Origin of the sequence: Microcoleus sp. bin38.metabat.b11b12b14.051 (genome assembly GCF_013299165.1) — a bacterium.
Lineage (GTDB): Bacteria > Cyanobacteriota > Cyanobacteriia > Cyanobacteriales > Microcoleaceae > Microcoleus.
Map to the genome: position 1 here is coordinate 139,990 of NZ_JAAFKD010000005.1, position 18,801 is coordinate 158,790.

Annotated in this window: 16 protein-coding genes; 7 read left to right on the forward strand and 9 right to left on the reverse strand. The window is 45.1% G+C overall.

Features of this window, described 5'->3' with window-relative positions; translation table 11 throughout:
* The first annotated feature begins 226 nt into the window (after positions 1-226).
* Both QZW47_RS08015 and QZW47_RS08020 read left to right on the forward strand, forming a co-directional pair.
* Positions 227-439: a hypothetical protein gene (locus QZW47_RS08015; RefSeq protein ID WP_293125869.1), complete on the forward strand. Its 213-nt coding sequence runs from the start codon at positions 227-229 to the stop codon at positions 437-439.
* A 53-nt stretch (positions 440-492) separates the two neighbouring features.
* The gene (locus QZW47_RS08020) at positions 493-1,473 is read left to right on the forward strand and encodes a CHAT domain-containing protein (RefSeq protein WP_366930826.1); all 981 of its coding nucleotides are present in this window, start codon (positions 493-495) and stop codon (positions 1,471-1,473) included.
* Between the two features lie 28 nt (positions 1,474-1,501).
* On the opposite strand, the gene QZW47_RS08025 is transcribed toward QZW47_RS08020, so the two are convergent.
* Entirely contained in the window at positions 1,502-2,155 is a 654-nt protein-coding gene (locus QZW47_RS08025) for a Crp/Fnr family transcriptional regulator (protein WP_293125871.1), read from the reverse strand.
* A 1,329-nt stretch (positions 2,156-3,484) separates the two neighbouring features.
* Between QZW47_RS08025 and hslO the strand changes: the two genes are divergently transcribed.
* Genes hslO through QZW47_RS08040 form a run of 3 tightly spaced genes read left to right on the forward strand, consistent with a single transcriptional unit; the run spans position 3,485 to position 6,697 of the window.
* Positions 3,485-4,384 (forward strand): Hsp33 family molecular chaperone HslO, encoded by a 900-nt coding sequence (hslO, locus tag QZW47_RS08030; protein ID WP_293125873.1) that lies wholly within the window; start codon positions 3,485-3,487, stop codon positions 4,382-4,384.
* Positions 4,385-4,442: 58 nt separating this feature from the next.
* A complete protein-coding gene (locus QZW47_RS08035) occupies positions 4,443-4,634 on the forward strand; it encodes a hypothetical protein (RefSeq protein WP_293125875.1) in 192 nt (63 codons plus the stop codon).
* Entirely contained in the window at positions 4,631-6,697 is a 2,067-nt protein-coding gene (locus tag QZW47_RS08040; protein WP_293125877.1) for a hypothetical protein, read from the forward strand. The genes QZW47_RS08035 and QZW47_RS08040 overlap by 4 nt, the downstream gene beginning before the upstream one ends.
* A 396-nt stretch (positions 6,698-7,093) precedes the next feature.
* Here QZW47_RS08040 and QZW47_RS08045 read toward each other — a convergent pair whose 3' ends face one another.
* Together QZW47_RS08045 and QZW47_RS08050 are read right to left on the reverse strand one after the other, a co-directional pair.
* Positions 7,094-7,567, reverse strand: a complete 474-nt coding sequence (locus tag QZW47_RS08045) for a TspO/MBR family protein (RefSeq protein ID WP_293125878.1) — start codon at positions 7,565-7,567, stop codon at positions 7,094-7,096.
* Between the two features lie 316 nt (positions 7,568-7,883).
* The gene (locus tag QZW47_RS08050; RefSeq protein WP_293125880.1) at positions 7,884-8,465 is read right to left on the reverse strand and encodes a hypothetical protein; all 582 of its coding nucleotides are present in this window, start codon (positions 8,463-8,465) and stop codon (positions 7,884-7,886) included.
* Between the two features lie 311 nt (positions 8,466-8,776).
* Here QZW47_RS08050 and QZW47_RS08055 point away from each other — a divergent pair, with 311 nt between their 5' ends.
* The gene (locus QZW47_RS08055) at positions 8,777-9,133 is read left to right on the forward strand and encodes a zinc ribbon domain-containing protein (protein ID WP_293125882.1); all 357 of its coding nucleotides are present in this window, start codon (positions 8,777-8,779) and stop codon (positions 9,131-9,133) included.
* Between the two features lie 421 nt (positions 9,134-9,554).
* Here the strand turns inward: QZW47_RS08055 and QZW47_RS08060 are convergent, their stop codons facing one another.
* Positions 9,555-10,505 (reverse strand): DUF1232 domain-containing protein, encoded by a 951-nt coding sequence (locus tag QZW47_RS08060; protein WP_293125884.1) that lies wholly within the window; start codon positions 10,503-10,505, stop codon positions 9,555-9,557.
* Between the two features lie 15 nt (positions 10,506-10,520).
* On the opposite strand from QZW47_RS08060, the gene QZW47_RS08065 reads away from it, so the two are divergent.
* Entirely contained in the window at positions 10,521-11,348 is an 828-nt protein-coding gene (locus tag QZW47_RS08065; protein ID WP_293125886.1) for an NAD-dependent epimerase/dehydratase family protein, read from the forward strand.
* A gap of 337 nt (positions 11,349-11,685) precedes the next feature.
* On the opposite strand, the gene QZW47_RS08070 is transcribed toward QZW47_RS08065, so the two are convergent.
* The 5 genes from QZW47_RS08070 to sufB form a co-directional block, all read right to left on the reverse strand.
* Positions 11,686-12,309, reverse strand: a complete 624-nt coding sequence (locus QZW47_RS08070) for an SAM-dependent methyltransferase (RefSeq protein WP_293125888.1) — start codon at positions 12,307-12,309, stop codon at positions 11,686-11,688.
* Between the two features lie 107 nt (positions 12,310-12,416).
* Positions 12,417-13,667, reverse strand: coding sequence for a SufS family cysteine desulfurase (locus tag QZW47_RS08075; RefSeq protein ID WP_293125890.1), 1,251 nt, complete (start codon positions 13,665-13,667; stop codon positions 12,417-12,419).
* 312 nt (positions 13,668-13,979) lie between these two features.
* A complete protein-coding gene (gene sufD, locus QZW47_RS08080) occupies positions 13,980-15,314 on the reverse strand; it encodes a Fe-S cluster assembly protein SufD (RefSeq protein WP_293125892.1) in 1,335 nt (444 codons plus the stop codon).
* The gene (gene sufC / locus QZW47_RS08085) at positions 15,311-16,102 is read right to left on the reverse strand and encodes a Fe-S cluster assembly ATPase SufC (RefSeq protein ID WP_293125894.1); all 792 of its coding nucleotides are present in this window, start codon (positions 16,100-16,102) and stop codon (positions 15,311-15,313) included. The genes sufD and sufC overlap by 4 nt, the downstream gene beginning before the upstream one ends.
* Before the next feature lie 1,125 nt (positions 16,103-17,227).
* Positions 17,228-18,667 carry a Fe-S cluster assembly protein SufB gene (gene sufB / locus QZW47_RS08090; RefSeq protein WP_293125896.1) on the reverse strand — a complete coding sequence of 480 codons (1,440 nt, stop codon included), beginning with the start codon at positions 18,665-18,667 and terminating at the stop codon, positions 17,228-17,230.
* Between the last annotated feature and the right edge of the window lie 134 nt (positions 18,668-18,801).

The window sequence follows — 18,801 nt, forward strand, 5'->3', positions numbered from 1 at the left end:
TAACCCTTGCTGCTACAATTTCCCCAACATTCGCGTTACTCTTACTCGCCACAAGTGCAAATCGTGTTAAGCTGTTCTACATTTAAATTGTGTATAAAAAATCAATCAAACAATGAGTGGTACGTTGCTCAGAGCAGCGTACCGAATATGTAATTTAAATGCGCGACAGCTTAGCAATATCTTGATACGTCAAGCGGATTTTCCAACCAGAGGCTTATCAAAAGTTATGAAACTGCAAAAAATAGGATGGTCGGTACTGACTTCAATCTTAGCGGCGCTGACTGTAGGCGAAGTTAGATTTATCCCTAATTCTCAATTTAAAATCATCAATTCTCAGGCCTTGGCTCAAACTCAAGCTGAACCCAAAGCCGAAGCATATCGGCTGTTAAAGCAAGGGTTTCAGCAGTATCAAATTAGTCAATTTCAAGCTGCATTATAGTCTTGGCAACAGGCACTAATAATTTATCGGCAAATTAAAAACCGCCAAGAGGATTGAACGAGCAAGATACCGCCATTTCTGAGATAATTCGCGGCACTCGCGATGCTCTGGGTATGTCGGCGGGAGACATCACCAATCAACAAGCAGCTAATCGCCCTAATTCTACCCCTGCTCGTTCTCGTAGCACAATCTACCCCAAATTACAGCAAATTTATCAAATACTCATTCAACCAATTGCGACTCTTTTACCCGCAGCTCCCAATGCTCCCATCATCTTCATTCCCCATCAATCCCTGTTTTTAGTTTTCTTTGCGACATTACAAGATGAAACAGGTCAATATCTGATTGAAAAACAGACCATCCTCACCGCTCCGGCAATTCAAATTTTGCAGTTAACCCGCCAATCACGGCAAAAAAACCGACAACTTGCTCTCTCAAATAACCTGGTTGTCGGCAATCCCATTATGCCCAAGATTGGCAACCCGCCGCAGCAATTACCTCCCTTACCAGGCAGCGAACAGGAAGCAATTACCATTGCCCAACTTCTGAATACTCAAGCAATTACAGGCTCTCAAGCGACTAAAGCATCGATCGCGCAACTGATGGTAAAAGCGCGGATTATTCATCTGGCAACTCACGGATTACTCAATGAAGTGAAGACACGAGGTTTACCGGGAGCGATCGCCCTTGCTCCATCAGGAAATGATGACGGATTGCTGACTTATAGCGAAATATTAGATTTAAAATTAAATGCTGAATTAGTGGTATTAAGTGCTTGCAATACTGGCAGAGGAACACTCACAGGTGATGGCGTGGTTGGGTTATCTCGTGCTTTAATTAGTGCTGGAGTTCCGAGTATTCTGGTTTCTCTGTGGTTAGTACCCGATGTGGCGACAGCGGAATTAATGGTAGAATTTTATCGCCAGTTACAGCAAAACCCGAATAAAGCTCAAGCTTTGCGGCAAGCGATGCTGATGACAATGAAGATGCACCCTGATCCGCCTGTCTTGGGCGGCGTTTACGCTGATTGGTGAAGCAGAATAAGATTTTTATCTGGGCTTGCTAAACTGCTTGAGGATTGCAGCCAAACAAATCAGATGTGGAGGCAAAAACACCTTTATTAAGTATTAAATGCCGATCGCCATCTCGACTGATTAACCCTTGTTGCTGCAATTTTCCCAACATTCGCGTTACAGTTACCCGCGTCGTACAAATAGCATTAGCAATATCTTGATGTGTCAAGCGGATGCTCAAACGAGTTCCCTCAACCACAGGCTGACCGAAGTCCTGTTGCAATAATAGCAGAAGTTGATACAAACGGTCTTCTACTCGGCGCTGTCCGGCGATCGCCAAAATTGACTCCATTTGCCGCAACCGCCGCACCATTTGAGGCAGCAACTCGTGAGCCAATTGAGGAGAAGCTTCGATTTCCACCATAGAATACCACATCAAATAAACATCAGATGTAGCCGTAGCTCGGTAAGTCTGCAAGCTTGTCAACCACAAACCAAAACACATCGAAGGCCCCACCCAACCCAAAAGTCCCTCTTCCCCGGTGGGATAAAGCGTGCTCAGTTGTGCTAAACCTTGACAGACGCGCCACAGCCCTTGGGACATTAAAGGAATGCTTTCGCCCTTGGCATAAAAATGCAAGTTTCGAGTCGCTCCCGTGTTATGCTGGACTTCCGCTAAAAGTGCTTTCGATGTTGGTGGCATATCCGTTATTTCCAGCTAAAAAACATGACTCTCAAACTTAGCCCCCTCACTTTAACGCACCAAGGTAAAGGTTAGGTAATCGTCTGGTTAGCGGGAAGATAAGCTTTAGTCATTGGTCATTAGTCATTGGTCATTAGTCATTGGTCATTGGTCATTGGTTATTGGTCATTGGTTATTGGTCATTGGTCATTGGTTATTGGTCATTGGTTATTGGTCATCTCGCCCGCTCGCGAAGTCGAAGGGTGGTCATTGGTCATCTCGCCCGCTCGCGAAGCCGAAGGGTGGTCATTGGTCATTGGTCATTGGTCATCTCGCCCGCTCGCGAAGCCGAAGGGTGGTCATTGGTCATTAGTTGTTTTTAGTTATATCAATTATTTCCGGTAATTCCTAATATGGATTGTACGCGACCAGTCGTAGTAGGGAAACGGCACTGCCGTGTCCTTATTTTTGCTAAAGGCAATTTTTGACAATTGGTATAAATTTGATGCTGCTAGCCATATTTTTTTAAATTGACATTGTTAGTCGTTAGGAGTTAATTATTAGTATAAATCACTTGATTGAGGAATTAAAATTTAATAAGTAAAACACCTTTTACAGTTTTTTATCATATAAGCTGTAATGTAAAAAGATGCTCTTCCTCGCCAATCTGCGTTGGCAGCCAGATCGAAAGTAACAAGCCAATCGCTTAATTTATTTAATTCCAATTTCTGAGTACGGGCTGGAATGAGAGAATAAATGCAGTTTTTATGCAGTTTGCTTGAATAAATATTTATTATTTTATAAGTTTCACAAAAAAGTTTTAAACGCCGTTATAGTGCTATACGGTTAAGTTAAGAGGTAACAACAGGGAAAACCGATGAAAAATAGAGACTCTTGTTTGCTTCGTTCCTGTCTTCAGACCATCTTAAGTGAACTGTATTGATTTATAGCGATTCTCACAAAAATGAGGTATGGCAAATTGTGCGATCGGGTGTTTGCACTAGCGATATTTTTTACTCCCCAAAACCTAAAAAAGCCTACAGGCACAAGCAATTACTTTTTTCCAAATTACCAATTAGCTGACATACCTCATCTTTGAGAGACTCAGCTATATATGCGCGGTGCGCGAATCTCACCCTACAGATAGGAATTAGGTGTCGCGGACTGTATTTTGAAGAATCCTTCGGGCGATTTGTTAATAAATAGTCGATCGCTCAAAAATTTAGTTTGAAAAATAGGGAAGTCGTGAAGCTCGATCGCCCCCACCCGCCGAGTCAACTCCTGCTATCTCCTGTGACAACCTTCTAAAATAGTTCAAGGAAGTATCAAAACGCAAAAGTCAGGTTTTTCATGGCCGATCAATTAATTCGCGCAACAGCCGCAGATGGCGGAATTCGCGCTGTAGCCGTCATTACCACCCGCCTCACCGAAGAAGCAAGAGGGCGCCACAAGCTCTCCTACGTCGCTACAGCCGCCCTCGGCCGCACGATGTCGGCTGGGCTGTTACTCGCCTCCAGCATGAAGCGGCCTGAATCGAGAGTCAATATTCGCATTAAAGGAGATGGGCCCCTGGGCGGACTTCTGGTTGATGCCGGACTTGATGGTACGGTTCGAGGTTATGTGGACAATCCTGAAGTGGAATTGCCTCCCAATGCGATCGGCAAACTTGATGTGGGCGGAGCTATTGGTGATGGTTATTTGTACGTGGTGCGAGATGTGGGATACGGATTCCCTTATTCAAGTACCGTAGAGTTGGTTTCCGGCGAAATTGGTGACGATCTGACTCACTATTTGGCAACCTCCGAGCAGACACCTTCGGCTCTGGTTGTGGGAGTGTTTGTGGGGGCTGCGGGGGTGCAAGCGTCTGGGGGCGTGCTGTTGCAGGTTCTGCCGAAGGCGGCAACGGATGAAGAATTGGTGCAAACTCTAGAATCTAGAGTGGCTGGACTCTCGGGTTTTACCCCGCTGCTACGATCGGGCAAAACGCTGCATCAGATTCTCGAAGATTTACTCGGTGATATGGGCCTGGAAATTTTCCCGGAAACTCAGATGGTGCGCTTTCATTGCGGCTGTTCGTTCGATCGAGTTTTGGGCGCTTTGAAAATGTTGGGCGAAGCCGAACTCCAAGACATGATCGAAAAAGATGGCGGGGCTGAGGCTACTTGCCATTTCTGCAATCAGGTTTACAAGGCTAACAGCGACAAACTCGCCGAGCTGATCGGGGAGTTGCGATCGAACTCTGGTTCTTGAGAGGGTAATCTGTAATTAGCTCTATTGACGGCGAGTTAGGGATCGAGGCCTTGACCAATTGCCAATTACCAATTATCAATTACCTAATCACAAAATTTTGATTGGGCGGTGCGGGCGATCGGCTCTTGCAGTCTTTCGCCTGCTTGAGCAAGTAAAAGTGATGAATATATTGTATCGAAAAGTTAATAACAGCGATCGCTGTTTTGAAATAATTAACACAGGCTGGTTGTTGTTTGTGGTGAGGATATGAGTCAAGATCGCAAAACACCAGGTCGTTGGTCTGCGCCAGAATCGCTGGATCAAACAAAGGATAGTTCCTCGCTAGTGCCACTTCCAGCCAGGAAAAACCGCGCTGAGCGACTTAAAGAGCTCCGAGAATTGGTTACTTCGGGAAAACTGCCGGGAGGGCATCTGGAACTACCAACGAAAGAGTCTGGGGAAAATTCGCCGCTTCTAGATCCCTATCGGCTGTGGCGGAACTGGTCGAATAAATGGCAGTTTTGGCTGGCCGTGAGCTTGATGCTGTCAGTGGGTATGGCGTTTGTGGCAATTTCCTCTTTGCTCAACTTGACTGCACAGTCAAATTGCTCGAAGATTTTTTGGCCGGCGGCTTCTGCTAACGATCGCTTTTTTTGCGCTCAAGAAGCAGCTAGCAAGCGCACGGCTGATGATTTGCTCCGCGCGATCGAATTAGTTAATGCTTTGCCGCCGGATCATCCGCTGCGATCGAGAATTAACGGTCAAATCGAGGGATGGGCGCAGGATATTGTCAAGTTGGGAAATGCTAGCTTGCAAGAAGGAAAGCTGGAAGAGGCAATTGCGATCGCCCGCAAGGTTCCTCAAGACGTTCCCGCTTACGCGATGGTGCAAAAGGAGATTGACAAGTGGCAGTCTACATGGAGCGACGCACAGAAACTTTACCGCACCGCAGAAGACCACTTGCGTCAGGAAGAGTGGGGGCTGGCTTTCCGCCAAGCAACTCTGCTGTTGGACTCGGGAAATACTTTCTGGGAATCGGTGAAGTATGAGGAACTAACTAAGGCAATTACAACGACCAAGGCTGAGGGCAATAAGTTAGTAAAAGCCCGGAATACCGCCGCAGAGGGAGGACTCGACAATCTGGTGACGGGGATTAAGCTGGCTCAGGGAATTGGTCAAAACAGTTATTTGTATCAAGCTGCCAATCGGGCGATCGCCGAATTTAGCAAAAAAATCATGGGTTTGGCCCAAAAACGCTTGCAGGCAGGGGATTGGCAGCAGGCGGTGGCCATGGCTAACAAGATTCCGGAGTCGGCAAATTTAAAGGAACAAGTACAGGATTTTAATCAGTTGGCGGGTGCTACGGCTCAGGCTTTGACCGGCTCTGTTGATGGTTTGTCTAAGGCGATCGAGATTGCTCAAAAGTTGAAAGAGGGCCGCCCTTTGTACAAACAAGCTCAAGATTCAGTCGGCCGCTGGCAACAAGAAATGGCTGATGTGAAAGTTTTGGATTTGGCAAGCAGGCTGGCGGCGCCGGGAACAGTTAAGGATTTGAGGGCTGCGATCGCCCAATTGCAAACAGTTGGGCCTTCAAATCCCCGTTCTGTTGAAGCTCGGACTCAAATTGCTCGCTTGAGCCGTCAAATCGAGCTGCTCGAAGACAGTCCGTACCTGCAAAGAGCTAATGATTTGGCGACTGCGGGTGATCCGAATGCTCTGGAAGCCGCCGTAGCTCAAGCTTCTCGGATCGGCCAAGGTAGGGCGCTTTACGGGGAAGCTCAAACCAAAATTCAAGCTTGGATCGAGAGAAGACAGCGGCTTCAAGACCAGCCGTTTTTGGAAAGAGCTCAGCAGCTAGCAGCCAGGGGGAATTTGGCGGAGGCCATTGATATGGCGCGCCGGATTCGATCGGGACGGGTGCTGTATGACGAAGCTCGATCGAACATTCAGATTTGGGAATCGCAATTTCAGGGCGAGCAAGGTTTGCAGAGCGCCCGTCAGGCAGCCCGAGCCGGGACTGCTGAGGCTTTGCAAACGGCGATTTCTCTGGCTAGTCAGGTACCGGATTCGAGTTCGCTCCGCTGGCAAGCGAGCGAGGCGATTGAGGAGTGGGCGCAGCGGATTTTGGCGATGGGTGTGGAACAGTCGTCCTCGGATCTGGCTGGGGCGATCGCCACTTTGAAGAAAATTCCCTCGGGCAATCGAGCTTTCGAGCAAGCGCGATCGCAACTCCAAATTTGGGAACAGTCTTTAGCTCCCGCGGCTCCTGAGTCTCCGTCTCCGGCTCCCGAGCCACCGGAAACCGAGCCTCCGAACAAGTCTCCGACTCGCTAGGTTTGAGGGCGAGAATCTGCTACCTAATATCTTTACTTATCTGTACAAATAAGGGCGAATTTGTACAGATTTTTTTCTGAGTTTGAAGCTTGATTAATAACGAATATCAGAATTATGGTGCAATACGGTTTACTTAAGACTGTTCAGTCTATAAAATCATGTTAAAAATAAACACTGCGATTGCTTCGCGGGTACGCTCGCAATGACAAAAAAACTTTAAGTGAACCGTATTGAATTATGGTGTACTGAAAAAATAGATAATTAATATTTGTTTTTCCCTAGGTGTGTCGCCCTAGATCGTTTTCAAGAAAAACAGACAATCTCGTATATCGGCACCTGCGAGTTTGTGCCTTATTTTTACCCGGTTGCGAAGCCTTGATAGCCTTCTGCTCTCAATTAAACATCGGCAGGATTGAGGTGCATCATTGCCCAAGTGGTGTAAGTGCCGATCGGACTCCAGAGGATATAAGGCAGCAACAGCAACGCAGCAGGCTGCGAAACTTGCAACACGCTGATAGCTAGCAGCACGCTTAAAATAGCGCCAGTTCCGCCGATTATCGTACCGATTTTTAGACTCCTGAGTTTGCACATAACCGACGTATAAGACATAGTTACTATTTCTAAAAGCAGGTAAAAACCCATTCTCAGCCAAGTATCTTGAGTTCCCGGCGCTTGCTCCCAAACAATCACCGCCGACCAAGCTCCACAAATAAAAATGACTGTCCAAATTATCGGAATTGCTGCTTCAATTTTTAGCCATCTCGGACGGACTAATCTGTTGAACCATTGGATATCGCTGGTCGCGAGTCTGTTAATCGCTAAAGCTACTACCAAAACGACACCTCCAATTACCATCCAGGATTTAATCATGATCTCTACTTTGTTTGGCGAGGTTGACTGGTTCGATTAGGAAATATTGTCTTTGATTTTGCCGATCGCGCAATCTGTCTCTAGTTATATTTAGTTTAGGTAGATACAGCAAACCGAAAAGCTAAAAAGTAATGGGGAGAATTGTAAAAATCCTGAGTTTATTGTCGGTAATTTTGATGAAAAATCAAAAAATAACACTTTCGCTCCCTCCCCTTGCCAAGGGGAGGGTTCGGGTCGGTTATCTTACTAAATTTTATCACTCAAAAATTGACCAGTAAATTTGATAAAAAGTTGCTCGTTGTAGCAACAAAAATCGCTAGCCTAGTCGGTGATGGTGTTCTAATTCTAAACTAGAATTATCGTCTTTTTTGGGAACTAAAAGCGTATTTTCGCTGCTCGGTTGCAACACAGCTTTAATCACCTGGAGAAAACGGTTTGGTTTTTTCGCTTGACCGTTGAGAGTGCGGCGGTCTTTCACTTTTTGAGAAAGGTGTCGCATCACAGACAAATCCAGTTCGTCAATAAAATGATCGGCGATGCGTTCTCCCATTAAATCAATAGCTTCAGAATACTGATCAGTCAGCATTTCTATCGCATCGTATGCTTCGTCTGCAACTTGACTTGCTACTGTTTTATTTTCGTCGCCTGATGTCTGGGAATTGCTGCGGCGTCGGTCTAAAAGACTTTGATACTCAGCAACACTCATGCCTAAATTGTAAAGGTGGTGGTGAGCGTGATCCATCAAATCTACTTCACTGGGATAGAAGAAACCGCGAGTGCTATTGATGCCGTGCAGTTTAGCCCAACGCCGCAGAATTGCCTCATCTTGCAGTTGGTATCGCTCCAACATTTGAGCTGTACTTAGCTCAACTTCTGGCGTAACTTTGAAATCGCTCATCGGTAAATCCTCGCTGGTGAGTAGATGAATAAATTTGAAACTTAGAATCTGTGATTTGCGCGCAGTCTGAAAATGACGATAAATCCTGTGACGGAATTCACGGAAGTATTGCGGGCATTTGCTAGCGGTCGAGCGAGTCAGAGGATTTCAGGGTAGCGTACTTTTGGGCTTGGTCTCGATCGCATCTGGGAGCAACTGCACAGGGTTAATAATATAGCTGATTTAGTGTTTCAACAATCGTTAAAAATAGTAAACTTTGCTTTTTTGGCTTGAATTATTAGTAATTTTGAGTTATAATACTCACATTCACCGTGCAATTAGTAATTTTAGTAGTTGCCAACAAGATTTTAAATATGCCTGTATACGATTATTTTTGTACCCAAAACAAGCAGCAGTTAGAAGTTTCGCACAGCATGAACCTGGAAGTTTCGACTTGGGGACAACTGTGCGAGTTGGCTAAGTGCTCCCTAGGGGACACTCCCGCAGATGCTCCGGTACGCCGAATGCTGAGCGCCCCGAGGTTGCTGAAGCCGACATCCGACACCGATTATAAAAATTCTGGTTTCAGCAAGTACGTAAAGCGGGATGAAGGGGTTTATGAAAATGTCACCGCTAAAGATGGTGAAAGCCGCATTGTCAATCGAGAAGGCAAGCCGCTAAAAAACTGAGAATCCATTAATAATTAAGTTAGTAGTGAAGACTTCAGTCCTGATTAAAGGTTAGTAGTGAGGACTTCAGTCCTTTCTTAATTTTTCAGTTAATCAGGACTAAAGTCCTCACTACTAACCTGAAGGTAAGCCACTGAAAGACTAAGAATCCATAATAATTCAATACGGTTCACTTAAAGTTTTTTTGTCATTGCGAGCGTACCCGCGAAGCAATCGCAGTGTTTATTTTTAACATGATTTTATAGACTGAACAGTCTTAAGTAAACCGTATTGCATAATAATTAAGTTAGTAGTGAGGACTTCAGTCCTGATTAAAGGTTCGTAGTGAGGACTTCAGTTTTTTATAAATTTGTAAGTTAATTAGGACTAAAGTCAGCACGATCAAACTTGTTAAATTGCGAGTCATCAAACGCCGATAATCTTATTTAGCAAACCAATCATTCATTTTCTGCTGTGCTTGTGCTTTAGTATCAGCGCTAATGTATACCGAAACAGTAGCAATCGCCCCCAGCAACACTGCCAAATCATCTGTAAATCCAATCCCGACTAAGATATCAGGAATCGCATCTAAAGGAGATACAAAATAAGTCAAAGCTCCCACAACAACTCCTTTGGCCCAAGGCGGTACGTTAGGATTTTGAGCGGTGTAATAAAGAGTCAAAGCTTTTTCAACTACTTCTCGCCCAGCGGTTAAAGCAAATTTCTTAAGCTTTGCCCAAAAATTTTCATCGGAATAGTTCGTTTCCGGATTGCTGAGGTTTGTTGTAACTCTTTTAGAATCAATTAAATCGATAGGAATGCCCAGATTTTTGAGCTGCGAAACACCAGTATTGAAGGATGCTGGTGATTGATTTTTATTTGGCGCTACCTCCTGTATTTGTTTCATGTCTGCGATGAATTCCTGCATGGCTTGAAGTTGCAAATCGGAAACTTCCAGCATTTTTTTTGCCGATTGAATCGCCTCGCTTTCTCCGGGATGCAGCGTTTTATTTGCTACAGCAATGCTAATTAAAAAATACATGACTCCCAAACGCAGCGGCTCGGCTGACTGACTGAGTGTTTGCAAACAATCGTCCAGAGACGGCGGATTAGCTGTGTAGGATTGGATTTGAGCCTTTGCTGAATCCGAAAATTTGTCTAAATTTATGGTTTTAAACAATAAATTTAGTTCGTCAATATCAACGGAACCGTCGGCGGCGGCGATCGCAAATAAAGAACCGTAAAAAGCTAAAAGTTCAGTTTCTGAGGATGTAGCAAAAATATCTTTTTCGGACATGATGCAACTGAGCTCGATCGCAACGACCTCGATCGTACCACAAAACTGACCTCGAATCATCGCAAAAATCGGCAATAATCTTAGAGGGTAGGACAAAATGGAGAATTTTTGATGAAAGTTGCGATCGTCGGCTGCGGCTATGTGGGTACTGCGACAGCCCGACATTTACAAGGTAAATCTGATTGTACCGTGACGGCGACAACTACGACGGCGAGCCGAGTCAGTGAATTGCAGGGTGTCGCCCAGCGGGTGGCTGTAGTCAAGGGAAATGACGCAGGGGCGATCGTCCGTTTGCTGCAAGACCAAGATGCTGTTATGCTGTGCGTCGGTGCTCCAAATCCTCAGGCTTATCGAGAAAGTTACTTAGAGACTGCGACAACTTTGGTATCGGTTTTACAGCAGATACCGACAGTCAAGCAGGTGATTTATACGGGTACTTATTCTGTGTATGGCGACTGTCAAGGTAAACTGGTAGATGAAGAATCGCCCGTAGCACCAGCCAATCCCAACGGTGAGATTCTCGCCGAAACCGAAGGAGTTTTATTAGCAGCATCAAGTCCCAATCTGCAAGTTTGCATTCTCCGTTTGGGTGGCATTTACGGGCCCGGGCGAGAATTAGTTAAAATATTCCGAGGCTGGGCTGGGATCACTCGTCCGGGCGCGGGGGAAGATGCGACAAATTGGGTGCATCGGGATGATATAGTTGGGGGATTAACCTTTGCGCTGGACAATCGGTTGCAGGGGATTTACAATTTAGTTGGGGATGTGTCTCTATCGAGTCGCGAATTGCTCGATCGCATTTTTGAAACTAACAATCTACCGAAAGCTACTTGGGATACATCTGCCAGCAGCGTGCGGCCCTATAATGCTAGGGTATCGAATCAAAAGATCAAGGCGGCTGGTTATCAATTTATCCATCCTGAAATTACCGAGTTTTAATTAATTTCGACTTATATTATGCCCGCTAAAACAATTGGTTGGTAGTTAAGACTTCAGTCCTCAGATTTTTCATAGGACTGAAGTCCTAGTTACAAAATTAATTTGAGTTATTAGACTTGAATTACAAAAATAGTTAGGACGGGCTAGAAGCCCATCCCACAAAAATCTTTTTTTCTTGTGGGATGGGCTTCTAGCCCGTCCCAAAATTTGATTAAAAAGACTGAGGCAATCTTGTCTCTTGACGCGGAATTGATATTACTGGCAGATGAAAGCAGAGGAATAAACTGCAACCCTAAACCAATCGTAGATGCACCTCTTCAAATTTATATCCCATCCTTTACAACCGCTGAAATAAATCCATCCGATAGCGTTTGTGATGGCGCGCTAAATCTAGCATCAAGAAACGTTTTCGCGGGTCGCCAAGATGTTTCAAATACTTTGTATAGTTTTGGAGAAAACTATTATGAACAATCTCGCCATTCAGGATAAAAGTTTCTACTGGAAACCGATAATGAACAATCAAGAGATAACCTCCAGGAAGTAAGCTCTCAATAATTTTTTCCTGAGTTTCCCGGAGGTCTTCTGTTGTCAAATAATAGCCGATTTCTGAGAATAAAATCAAATCAAACTTCTTTGTTGGGAACTGCTGAGGTATCTGCATCTTCTCAAACTGTACCTGTGGGAGATTGGCGCAGCGTTTCCGTGCTTCTTCTAATCCTACTTCCGAACAATCTACGGAAAGCAGTCTGTCACATTTTGGCGCTAGTTGCTGCGTAATTACACCGATGGCACATCCGATTTCCAAAGCATTTTTGAATTGGAGTTTTGGCAAAGCTCTGATAGTTGCTCGGAATTTACTAATTTCATAAAAATTCGATGTGTATTCCCAAGGATCGGGACTTCCTTGAAAGGTTTCGTCAAAGAAACTGGACGGTACTGATTTATTTTCTGAAGGCTTCATCGTGAATTTCTGTAAGGACGGACGCTCTTTTTTAAACCGCAGATGCACGCGGAGGAACGCGGATGTAGGGACACGGCATTGCCGTGTCCTTACCAAAAGCTTATAATCTAACTGAAAAAGTCGATCGTCTCTTTCAACGCTTTCACAAACAAATCAATCTCCTCATAGGTGTTGTAAAAATACAAACTCGCCCGCGCAGTAGATGAAATGTTCAAATAGCGGTGCAAAGCTTGCGTGCAGTGATGCCCGGAACGAATCGCGACCCCCTCCTGATCCAACATGGTAGACAAGTCTTGAGGGTGAATTTCTCCGGCGCTAAAGGATGCTAGCGCGGCCCTACCTTCGCCATTGCTGTCTGGTTGTGGCCCGTAAATTTTAATGGCTGGAATTTGCCGCAATTGTTGGAAGAGATAAGCTGTCAAGTCGGCTTCGCAGGCGTGAATCTGCTCCATGCCTATGTTATTAAGATAGTCGATCGCAGCACCAAGGGCGATCGCCTCACCGATTGCCGGAGTACCCGCCTCGAACTTGTGCGGCAAATCAGCATAGGTGGAATATTCGAGAAACACGTCAGCAATCATTTCGCCGCCGCCGAAAAACGGAGGCATTTCTCTGAGCAAATCCAGTTTACCGTACAGAAAACCGATACCAGTCGGAGCGCACATTTTATGACCGGAAGCAACGAGCCAATCGCAATCGATTGCTTGCACGTCTATTACCATGTGCGGCACACTTTGGCAAGCATCAATCAAAACTTTGGCGCCGAAACCGTGGGCGATGTCGCAGATTTCTTTAACTGGATTGATGCAGCCTAAAGTATTGGAAACGTGAACGATTGAAACCAACTTCGTTTTATGGGAAACCAGCGTTTTGAAGTGTTCTAAATCAAACTCGCCAGTTTCGGTTAATTCCACAAATTTTAGTACCGCACCTGTTTTTTGAGCAATCATTTGCCAAGGAACGAGATTGCTGTGGTGTTCCATCACTGACAGGATAATTTCATCTCCCGCTTGCAGGTTGCTCAAACCCCAAGAATAAGCAACTAAGTTAATTGCTTCGGTGGCGTTGCGAGTGTAAACAATTTCTTGGCGCGAAGCTGCATTGATAAACGCTGCAACTTTGTCTCTAGCACCTTCGTAAGCATCAGTCGCTTTAGCGCTGAGAGTGTGGGCGCCGCGGTGTACGTTGGCATTATATTGTTCGTAGTAATCGCGCCAAGCGTTGAGTACAGCTAGGGGTTTTTGGGAAGTCGCTGCGTTGTCTAAATAAATTAGCGGTTTACCGTTGACTTTTTGCGTCAAAATTGGGAAGTCGCCGCGAACTTTTGAGGCTAGAGTTTTTTCTTGAATAAGTGTCATATTTTTTGAAGTTAATAATGAGAAGTTAGTTGTTTACAATGTGATTGCACAATTCCATTTTAGGTGACATTTTATTTTTCACCAACAGCAATCAGGGGTTTTCGGGTGGGGTGGGGGCGGGTTTATTTAAGCTGTTTGTACTATTTGGGGCTATTGGTGAACCCGCCCCTACAGGCTTGTTTAAAATGGTACGAAATGTGAGAAAGAGTGGACATTTTTTATTGAGTTCACTCTTTCTCTTCAGTCCGCGGAGGCGGACTTTGTTTGTGTAGTCGCGAATTCTATTCGCCTTCTACTTGGCGTTCGATTCAGTTACTCTTGCACAGCCACACAGGTAGAAAGCATTTTCGCCACTCCCACAATCGGCAACAAGTTGAGAATTTCCGCCGCAAAAGCATCAATCAGCAAATAGCGACTTCTATCTAAATCCAAACCGCGACTTTGCAAGTAAAAAAGTTCATCGTCTTCTAACTGGCTGACAGTTGCACCGTGGGAACATTTAACGTTGTCCGCCACAATTTCTAACTGCGGTTTGGTATCGACGCGCGCCCTCGGCGACAGCAACAAATTCCGGCTCAACTGTCCGGCATCTGTTAATTGTGCGGCTTTGCGAACAAAAACTTTGCCGTTAAATACAGCGCGAGCTTTGTTACCAACAATGCACTTGTGCAATTGGCGACTTGTGCCGTGGGGATGATTGAAATCGATTAAACTGTGAGTGTCTGCTAATTGTTCGCCAAAAGCTACGGTTAAGCCGTTTAAATTTGTTTCCGTGCCTTCGCCGTGCTGAAATACTTCTAAATTGTGCCGCGATATTTTGCCACCCAAGCTGATAGCATGACAAGTATAGCTGCTGTTGCGGGATTGCCCGATCGCACTTTTGCCCACATGAACCACATTCAAACCTTCGCGCTGAAGCCGAACATGATTCACCGTGGCGTTTTCAGCAACCACAACATCTGTCACAGCATTTGTAAAAGCCGAAACATTGCCGATAGTTGCGTAATCCTCAACCACCGTAACTTTACTGCCAGCCTCAGCTATGATTAAGCAGTGCGGCTGACACATCGTCGGAGATGCGCCTGGTGCGGTCAGGAAGAGTAAATGAATCGGAAGGTCGATCGACATATTGGCCGGTACGAACACCACCGCAGCATCCACTAAACCCGCAGTATTCAGCGCAGTAAACACTTCCGTTTGCTGTTTGTGCTGGCTCAAAACATCGGTAATGCGCGATCGATATTTTTCGGGTACGTTAGATAGATTACCTGCATAAAAGTCGAGCGGCAAAACAGAGCCATCCACAGTAGACAAATCCGGCGCATAAAAACCGTTAACAAATACCAATCTCAACGGTAAATCATCCCGATTTTTCACAGGCATAATAATATCAGCCAGCTTAACCGTAGACTGATTACTCTGAGCAATACGAAAAGGAACTTGCAAAACCGGCGACAAATCAGTAAAGCGCCATTCCTCATCCCTCACCGTCGGAAAACTTGCAGCAAGCACGTATTCAGTCGCCGCATCCCGCAAATCCTGCAACCCATAAGCCGAAGAATTGCTATTAGCAACATCCAACTTACCGCACTGATTCACCAAATCAGCCAAAAACATTTCCCTAGTAGCAACTTGCGTATTTATCATCGCGCGCCAACTCCTGCTGCTTCCTCTTCCACAACCCAGTCATAACCGCGCTCTTCCAATTCCAGCGCCAACTCTTTCGGGCCAGTCAAGATAATTCTGCCAGCTTCCATGACATGAATAAAATCAGGAATAATGTAATTCAACAACCGTTGATAGTGAGTAATCACCAACATCGAATTTTCAGCAGTTGACAACTGATTCACACCACCAGCGACAATCTTGAGAGCATCGATATCCAAACCCGAATCAGTCTCATCCAAAATAGCTAACTTCGGCTCCAAAAGCGCCATCTGCAAAATCTCATTCCGCTTTTTCTCGCCACCAGAAAAACCCTCATTCACGCTGCGCCCCAAAAAAGCCGGATTCATCTTAACAACATCCAACTTATCCTCGATTAAATCTTGGAAATCAAAAGCATCCAACTCTTCCAAACCGCGATGTTTGCGGTGAGAATTGTAAGCCACGCGCAGGAAATCCACATTACTAACGCCTGGAATTTCCAAAGGATATTGGAAAGCGAGGAAAATTCCAGCTAAAGAACGTTCTTCCGGCGGTAATTCCAGCAGATTCTGTCCCAAAAACGTAACTTCTCCACCCGTCACCGTATAAGCAGGATGGCCGGCTAATATCTTGGATAAAGTGCTTTTACCCGAACCATTCGTACCCATAATCGCGTGGATTTCTCCCGCTTTAATTTCCAGATTCAAACCCTTAAGGATTTGGGTATCTTCCACATTCGCAGTTAAATCGCGGACAGATAACACCACTTGACTATTTTCTACAATCATCTCTTTTTTTCCAGACTCCTCTAATTCTTTGGTCTTTTTGCGATTCAACAATCTTGGCTCGTAGTAAGGACTTCAGTCCTTCTTTAATCTAGGTTCGTAGTGAGGACTTCAGTCCTTCCACAATCTAGGTTCGTAGTGAGGACTTCAGTCCTTCCACAATCTAGGTTCGTAGTGAGGACTTCAGTCCTTCTTTGTATCCAGACAAGTAGCGCATCCAACCATTTTTTGCGTAATCTTGGAAATAGAAGGACTAAAGTCCTCACTACGAGCCGAATTGTTGTTTTTTGCGTAATCTTGGAAATAGAAGGACTAAAGTCCTCACTACGAGCCGAATTGTTGTTTTTTTGCGTAATCTTGGAAATAGAAGGACTAAAGTCCTCACTACGAGCCAAATTGTTGTTTTTTGCGTAATCTTGGAAATAGAAGGACTAAAGTCCTCACTACGAGCCGAATTGTTGTTTTTTGCGTAATCTTGGAAATAGAAGGACTAAAGTCCTCACTACGAGCCGAATTGTTGTTTTTTGCGTAATCTTGGAAATAGAAGGACTAAAGTCCTCACTACGAGCCAAATTGTTGTTTTTTGCGTAATCTTGGAAATAGAAGGACTAAAGTCCTCACTACGAGCCGAATTGTTGGTTTTTGCGTAACTTTGGAAATAGAAGGACTAAAGTCCTCACTACGAGCCGAATTGTTGGTTTTTTGCGTAATCTTGGAAATAGAAGGACTAAAGTCCTCACTACGAGCCGAATTGTTGTTTTTTGCGTAATCTTGGAAATAGAAGGACTAAAGTCCTCACTACGAGCCGAATTGTTGTTTTTTTGCGTAATCTTGGAAATAGAAGGACTAAAGTCCTCACTACGAGCCAAATTGTTGTTTTTTGCGTAATCTTGGAAATAGAAGGACTAAAGTCCTCACTACGAGCCGAATTGTTGTTTTTTGCGTAATCTTGGAAATAGAAGGACTAAAGTCCTCACTACGAGCCGAATTGTTGTTTTTTGCGTAATCTTGGAAATAGAAGGACTAAAGTCCTCACTACGAGCCGAATTGTTGCTGATGAATCAGAGTTTGGTCGTTAAGAAGAAGACGGACTAAAGTCCTTACTACAAACCTAATCATAAGTTGTTTCTATCCGACACTGCCTTCGAGCTTGAGGCTCAACAACTTATCAGCTTCCGCCGCAAACTCCATCGGCAACTGATTGAAAACATCTTTACAGAAACCGCTAATCATCATCGAAATAGCATTTTCCGCAGAAATTCCCCGCTGAGCGAAGAAGAACAATTGCTCTTCACCAATCTTAGACGTAGAAGCTTCGTGTTCCACTTTAGCAGTATGGTTCTGCACTTGAATGTAGGGGAAAGTATTTGCTTGAGCGTTATCGCCAATCAACATCGAATCGCACTGAGAATAATTGCGAGCGCCCTTAGCGTTCGGCCCCATTTTCACCAAGCCGCGATAACTGTTAGCAGAATTACCCGCCGAAATTCCCTTAGAAATAATCGTGCTGCGAGTATTTTTGCCGACGTGGATCATTTTAGTACCGGTGTCAGCTTGCTGTTTGTTATTTGTCAGCGCTACCGAGTAGAATTCGCCCACCGAGTTGTCGCCGACTAACACGCAACTGGGATATTTCCAAGTAATAGCCGAACCTGTTTCTACTTGCGTCCAAGAAATCTTAGAATTGACTCCTTGACACAAACCACGTTTGGTAACAAAATTATAAATCCCGCCTTTACCATTCGCATCGCCGGCGTACCAGTTCTGCACAGTCGAGTATTTGATATCAGCATTATCCATGGTTACCAATTCCACGACGGCGGCGTGCAGTTGGTTCGTATCAAACATTGGCGCGGTGCAGCCTTCGAGGTAAGACACAGAACTGTTTTCTTCCGCGACAATTAGCGTGCGCTCAAATTGACCAGAATCTCCGTTATTGATGCGGAAATAGGTTGACAATTCCATCGGGCATTTGACACCTTTGGGAATGTAGACAAAGGAACCATCGCTGAATACGGCAGAGTTTAAAGCTGCGAAAAAGTTGTCGCCGATTGGTATGACGCTACCAAGATATTTTTCTATTAGTTCGGGATAGTCTTTGACGGCTTCTGAAATTGAACAGAAGATAACGCCGTCTTTGGCTAACTTTTCTCTAAATGTTGTAGCAATTGAAACGCTGTCGAAAATGACATCGACGGCGACGTTTCCCAGCCGTTTTTGTTCGGAGAGGGGAATGCCGAGTTTCTCGAAGGTTTCTAATAGTGTCGGATCAACTTCGTCCAAACTGTTGAGCTTTTTGGGCTTTTGTTTGGGCGCGGAATAGTAGATAATGTTTTGGTAGTCGATCGCGGGATAGTTGACATGAGGCCAAGTAGGCTCGGTCATCGTCAGCCACTTCCGGTATGCTTTGAGGCGGAATTGCAGCATGAATTCCGGTTCGTTTTTCTTGGAGGATATCAGGCGAACCAAATCTTCGCTCAAGCCGCGGGGGATGGTGTCGGACTCGATGTCGGTGACGAAACCGTATTTATAGGGCTGGTTGACTAGGGTTGTGACTGTAGAGCTCATTAATTTTGCGCTTTCGAGTGTTCTGGATAAGTCTCTCAAAGATGGCAGACGCTTGAACTGTCGGGGGCCCGGCGAGTTCTGGGGGCTGCTGGCGAGTTAAACAACTATTTTGTTGCTTTAGTATATTTTAAGCT

Coding starts and splice junctions, on each gene's coding strand:
- QZW47_RS08050 (WP_293125880.1), bottom strand. CDS start 8,465: ATGAGCGATTTCAAAGTTACGCCAGAAGTTGAGCTAAGTACAGCTCAA.
- QZW47_RS08075 (WP_293125890.1), bottom strand. CDS start 13,667: ATGACACTTATTCAAGAAAAAACTCTAGCCTCAAAAGTTCGCGGCGAC.
- QZW47_RS08045 (WP_293125878.1), bottom strand. CDS start 7,567: ATGATTAAATCCTGGATGGTAATTGGAGGTGTCGTTTTGGTAGTAGCT.
- QZW47_RS08015 (WP_293125869.1), top strand. CDS start 227: ATGAAACTGCAAAAAATAGGATGGTCGGTACTGACTTCAATCTTAGCG.
- QZW47_RS08070 (WP_293125888.1), bottom strand. CDS start 12,309: ATGAAGCCTTCAGAAAATAAATCAGTACCGTCCAGTTTCTTTGACGAA.
- QZW47_RS08065 (WP_293125886.1), top strand. CDS start 10,521: ATGAAAGTTGCGATCGTCGGCTGCGGCTATGTGGGTACTGCGACAGCC.
- hslO (WP_293125873.1), top strand. CDS start 3,485: ATGGCCGATCAATTAATTCGCGCAACAGCCGCAGATGGCGGAATTCGC.
- sufC (WP_293125894.1), bottom strand. CDS start 16,102: ATGATTGTAGAAAATAGTCAAGTGGTGTTATCTGTCCGCGATTTAACT.
- QZW47_RS08025 (WP_293125871.1), bottom strand. CDS start 2,155: ATGCCACCAACATCGAAAGCACTTTTAGCGGAAGTCCAGCATAACACG.
- sufD (WP_293125892.1), bottom strand. CDS start 15,314: ATGATAAATACGCAAGTTGCTACTAGGGAAATGTTTTTGGCTGATTTG.
- sufB (WP_293125896.1), bottom strand. CDS start 18,667: ATGAGCTCTACAGTCACAACCCTAGTCAACCAGCCCTATAAATACGGT.
- QZW47_RS08040 (WP_293125877.1), top strand. CDS start 4,631: ATGAGTCAAGATCGCAAAACACCAGGTCGTTGGTCTGCGCCAGAATCG.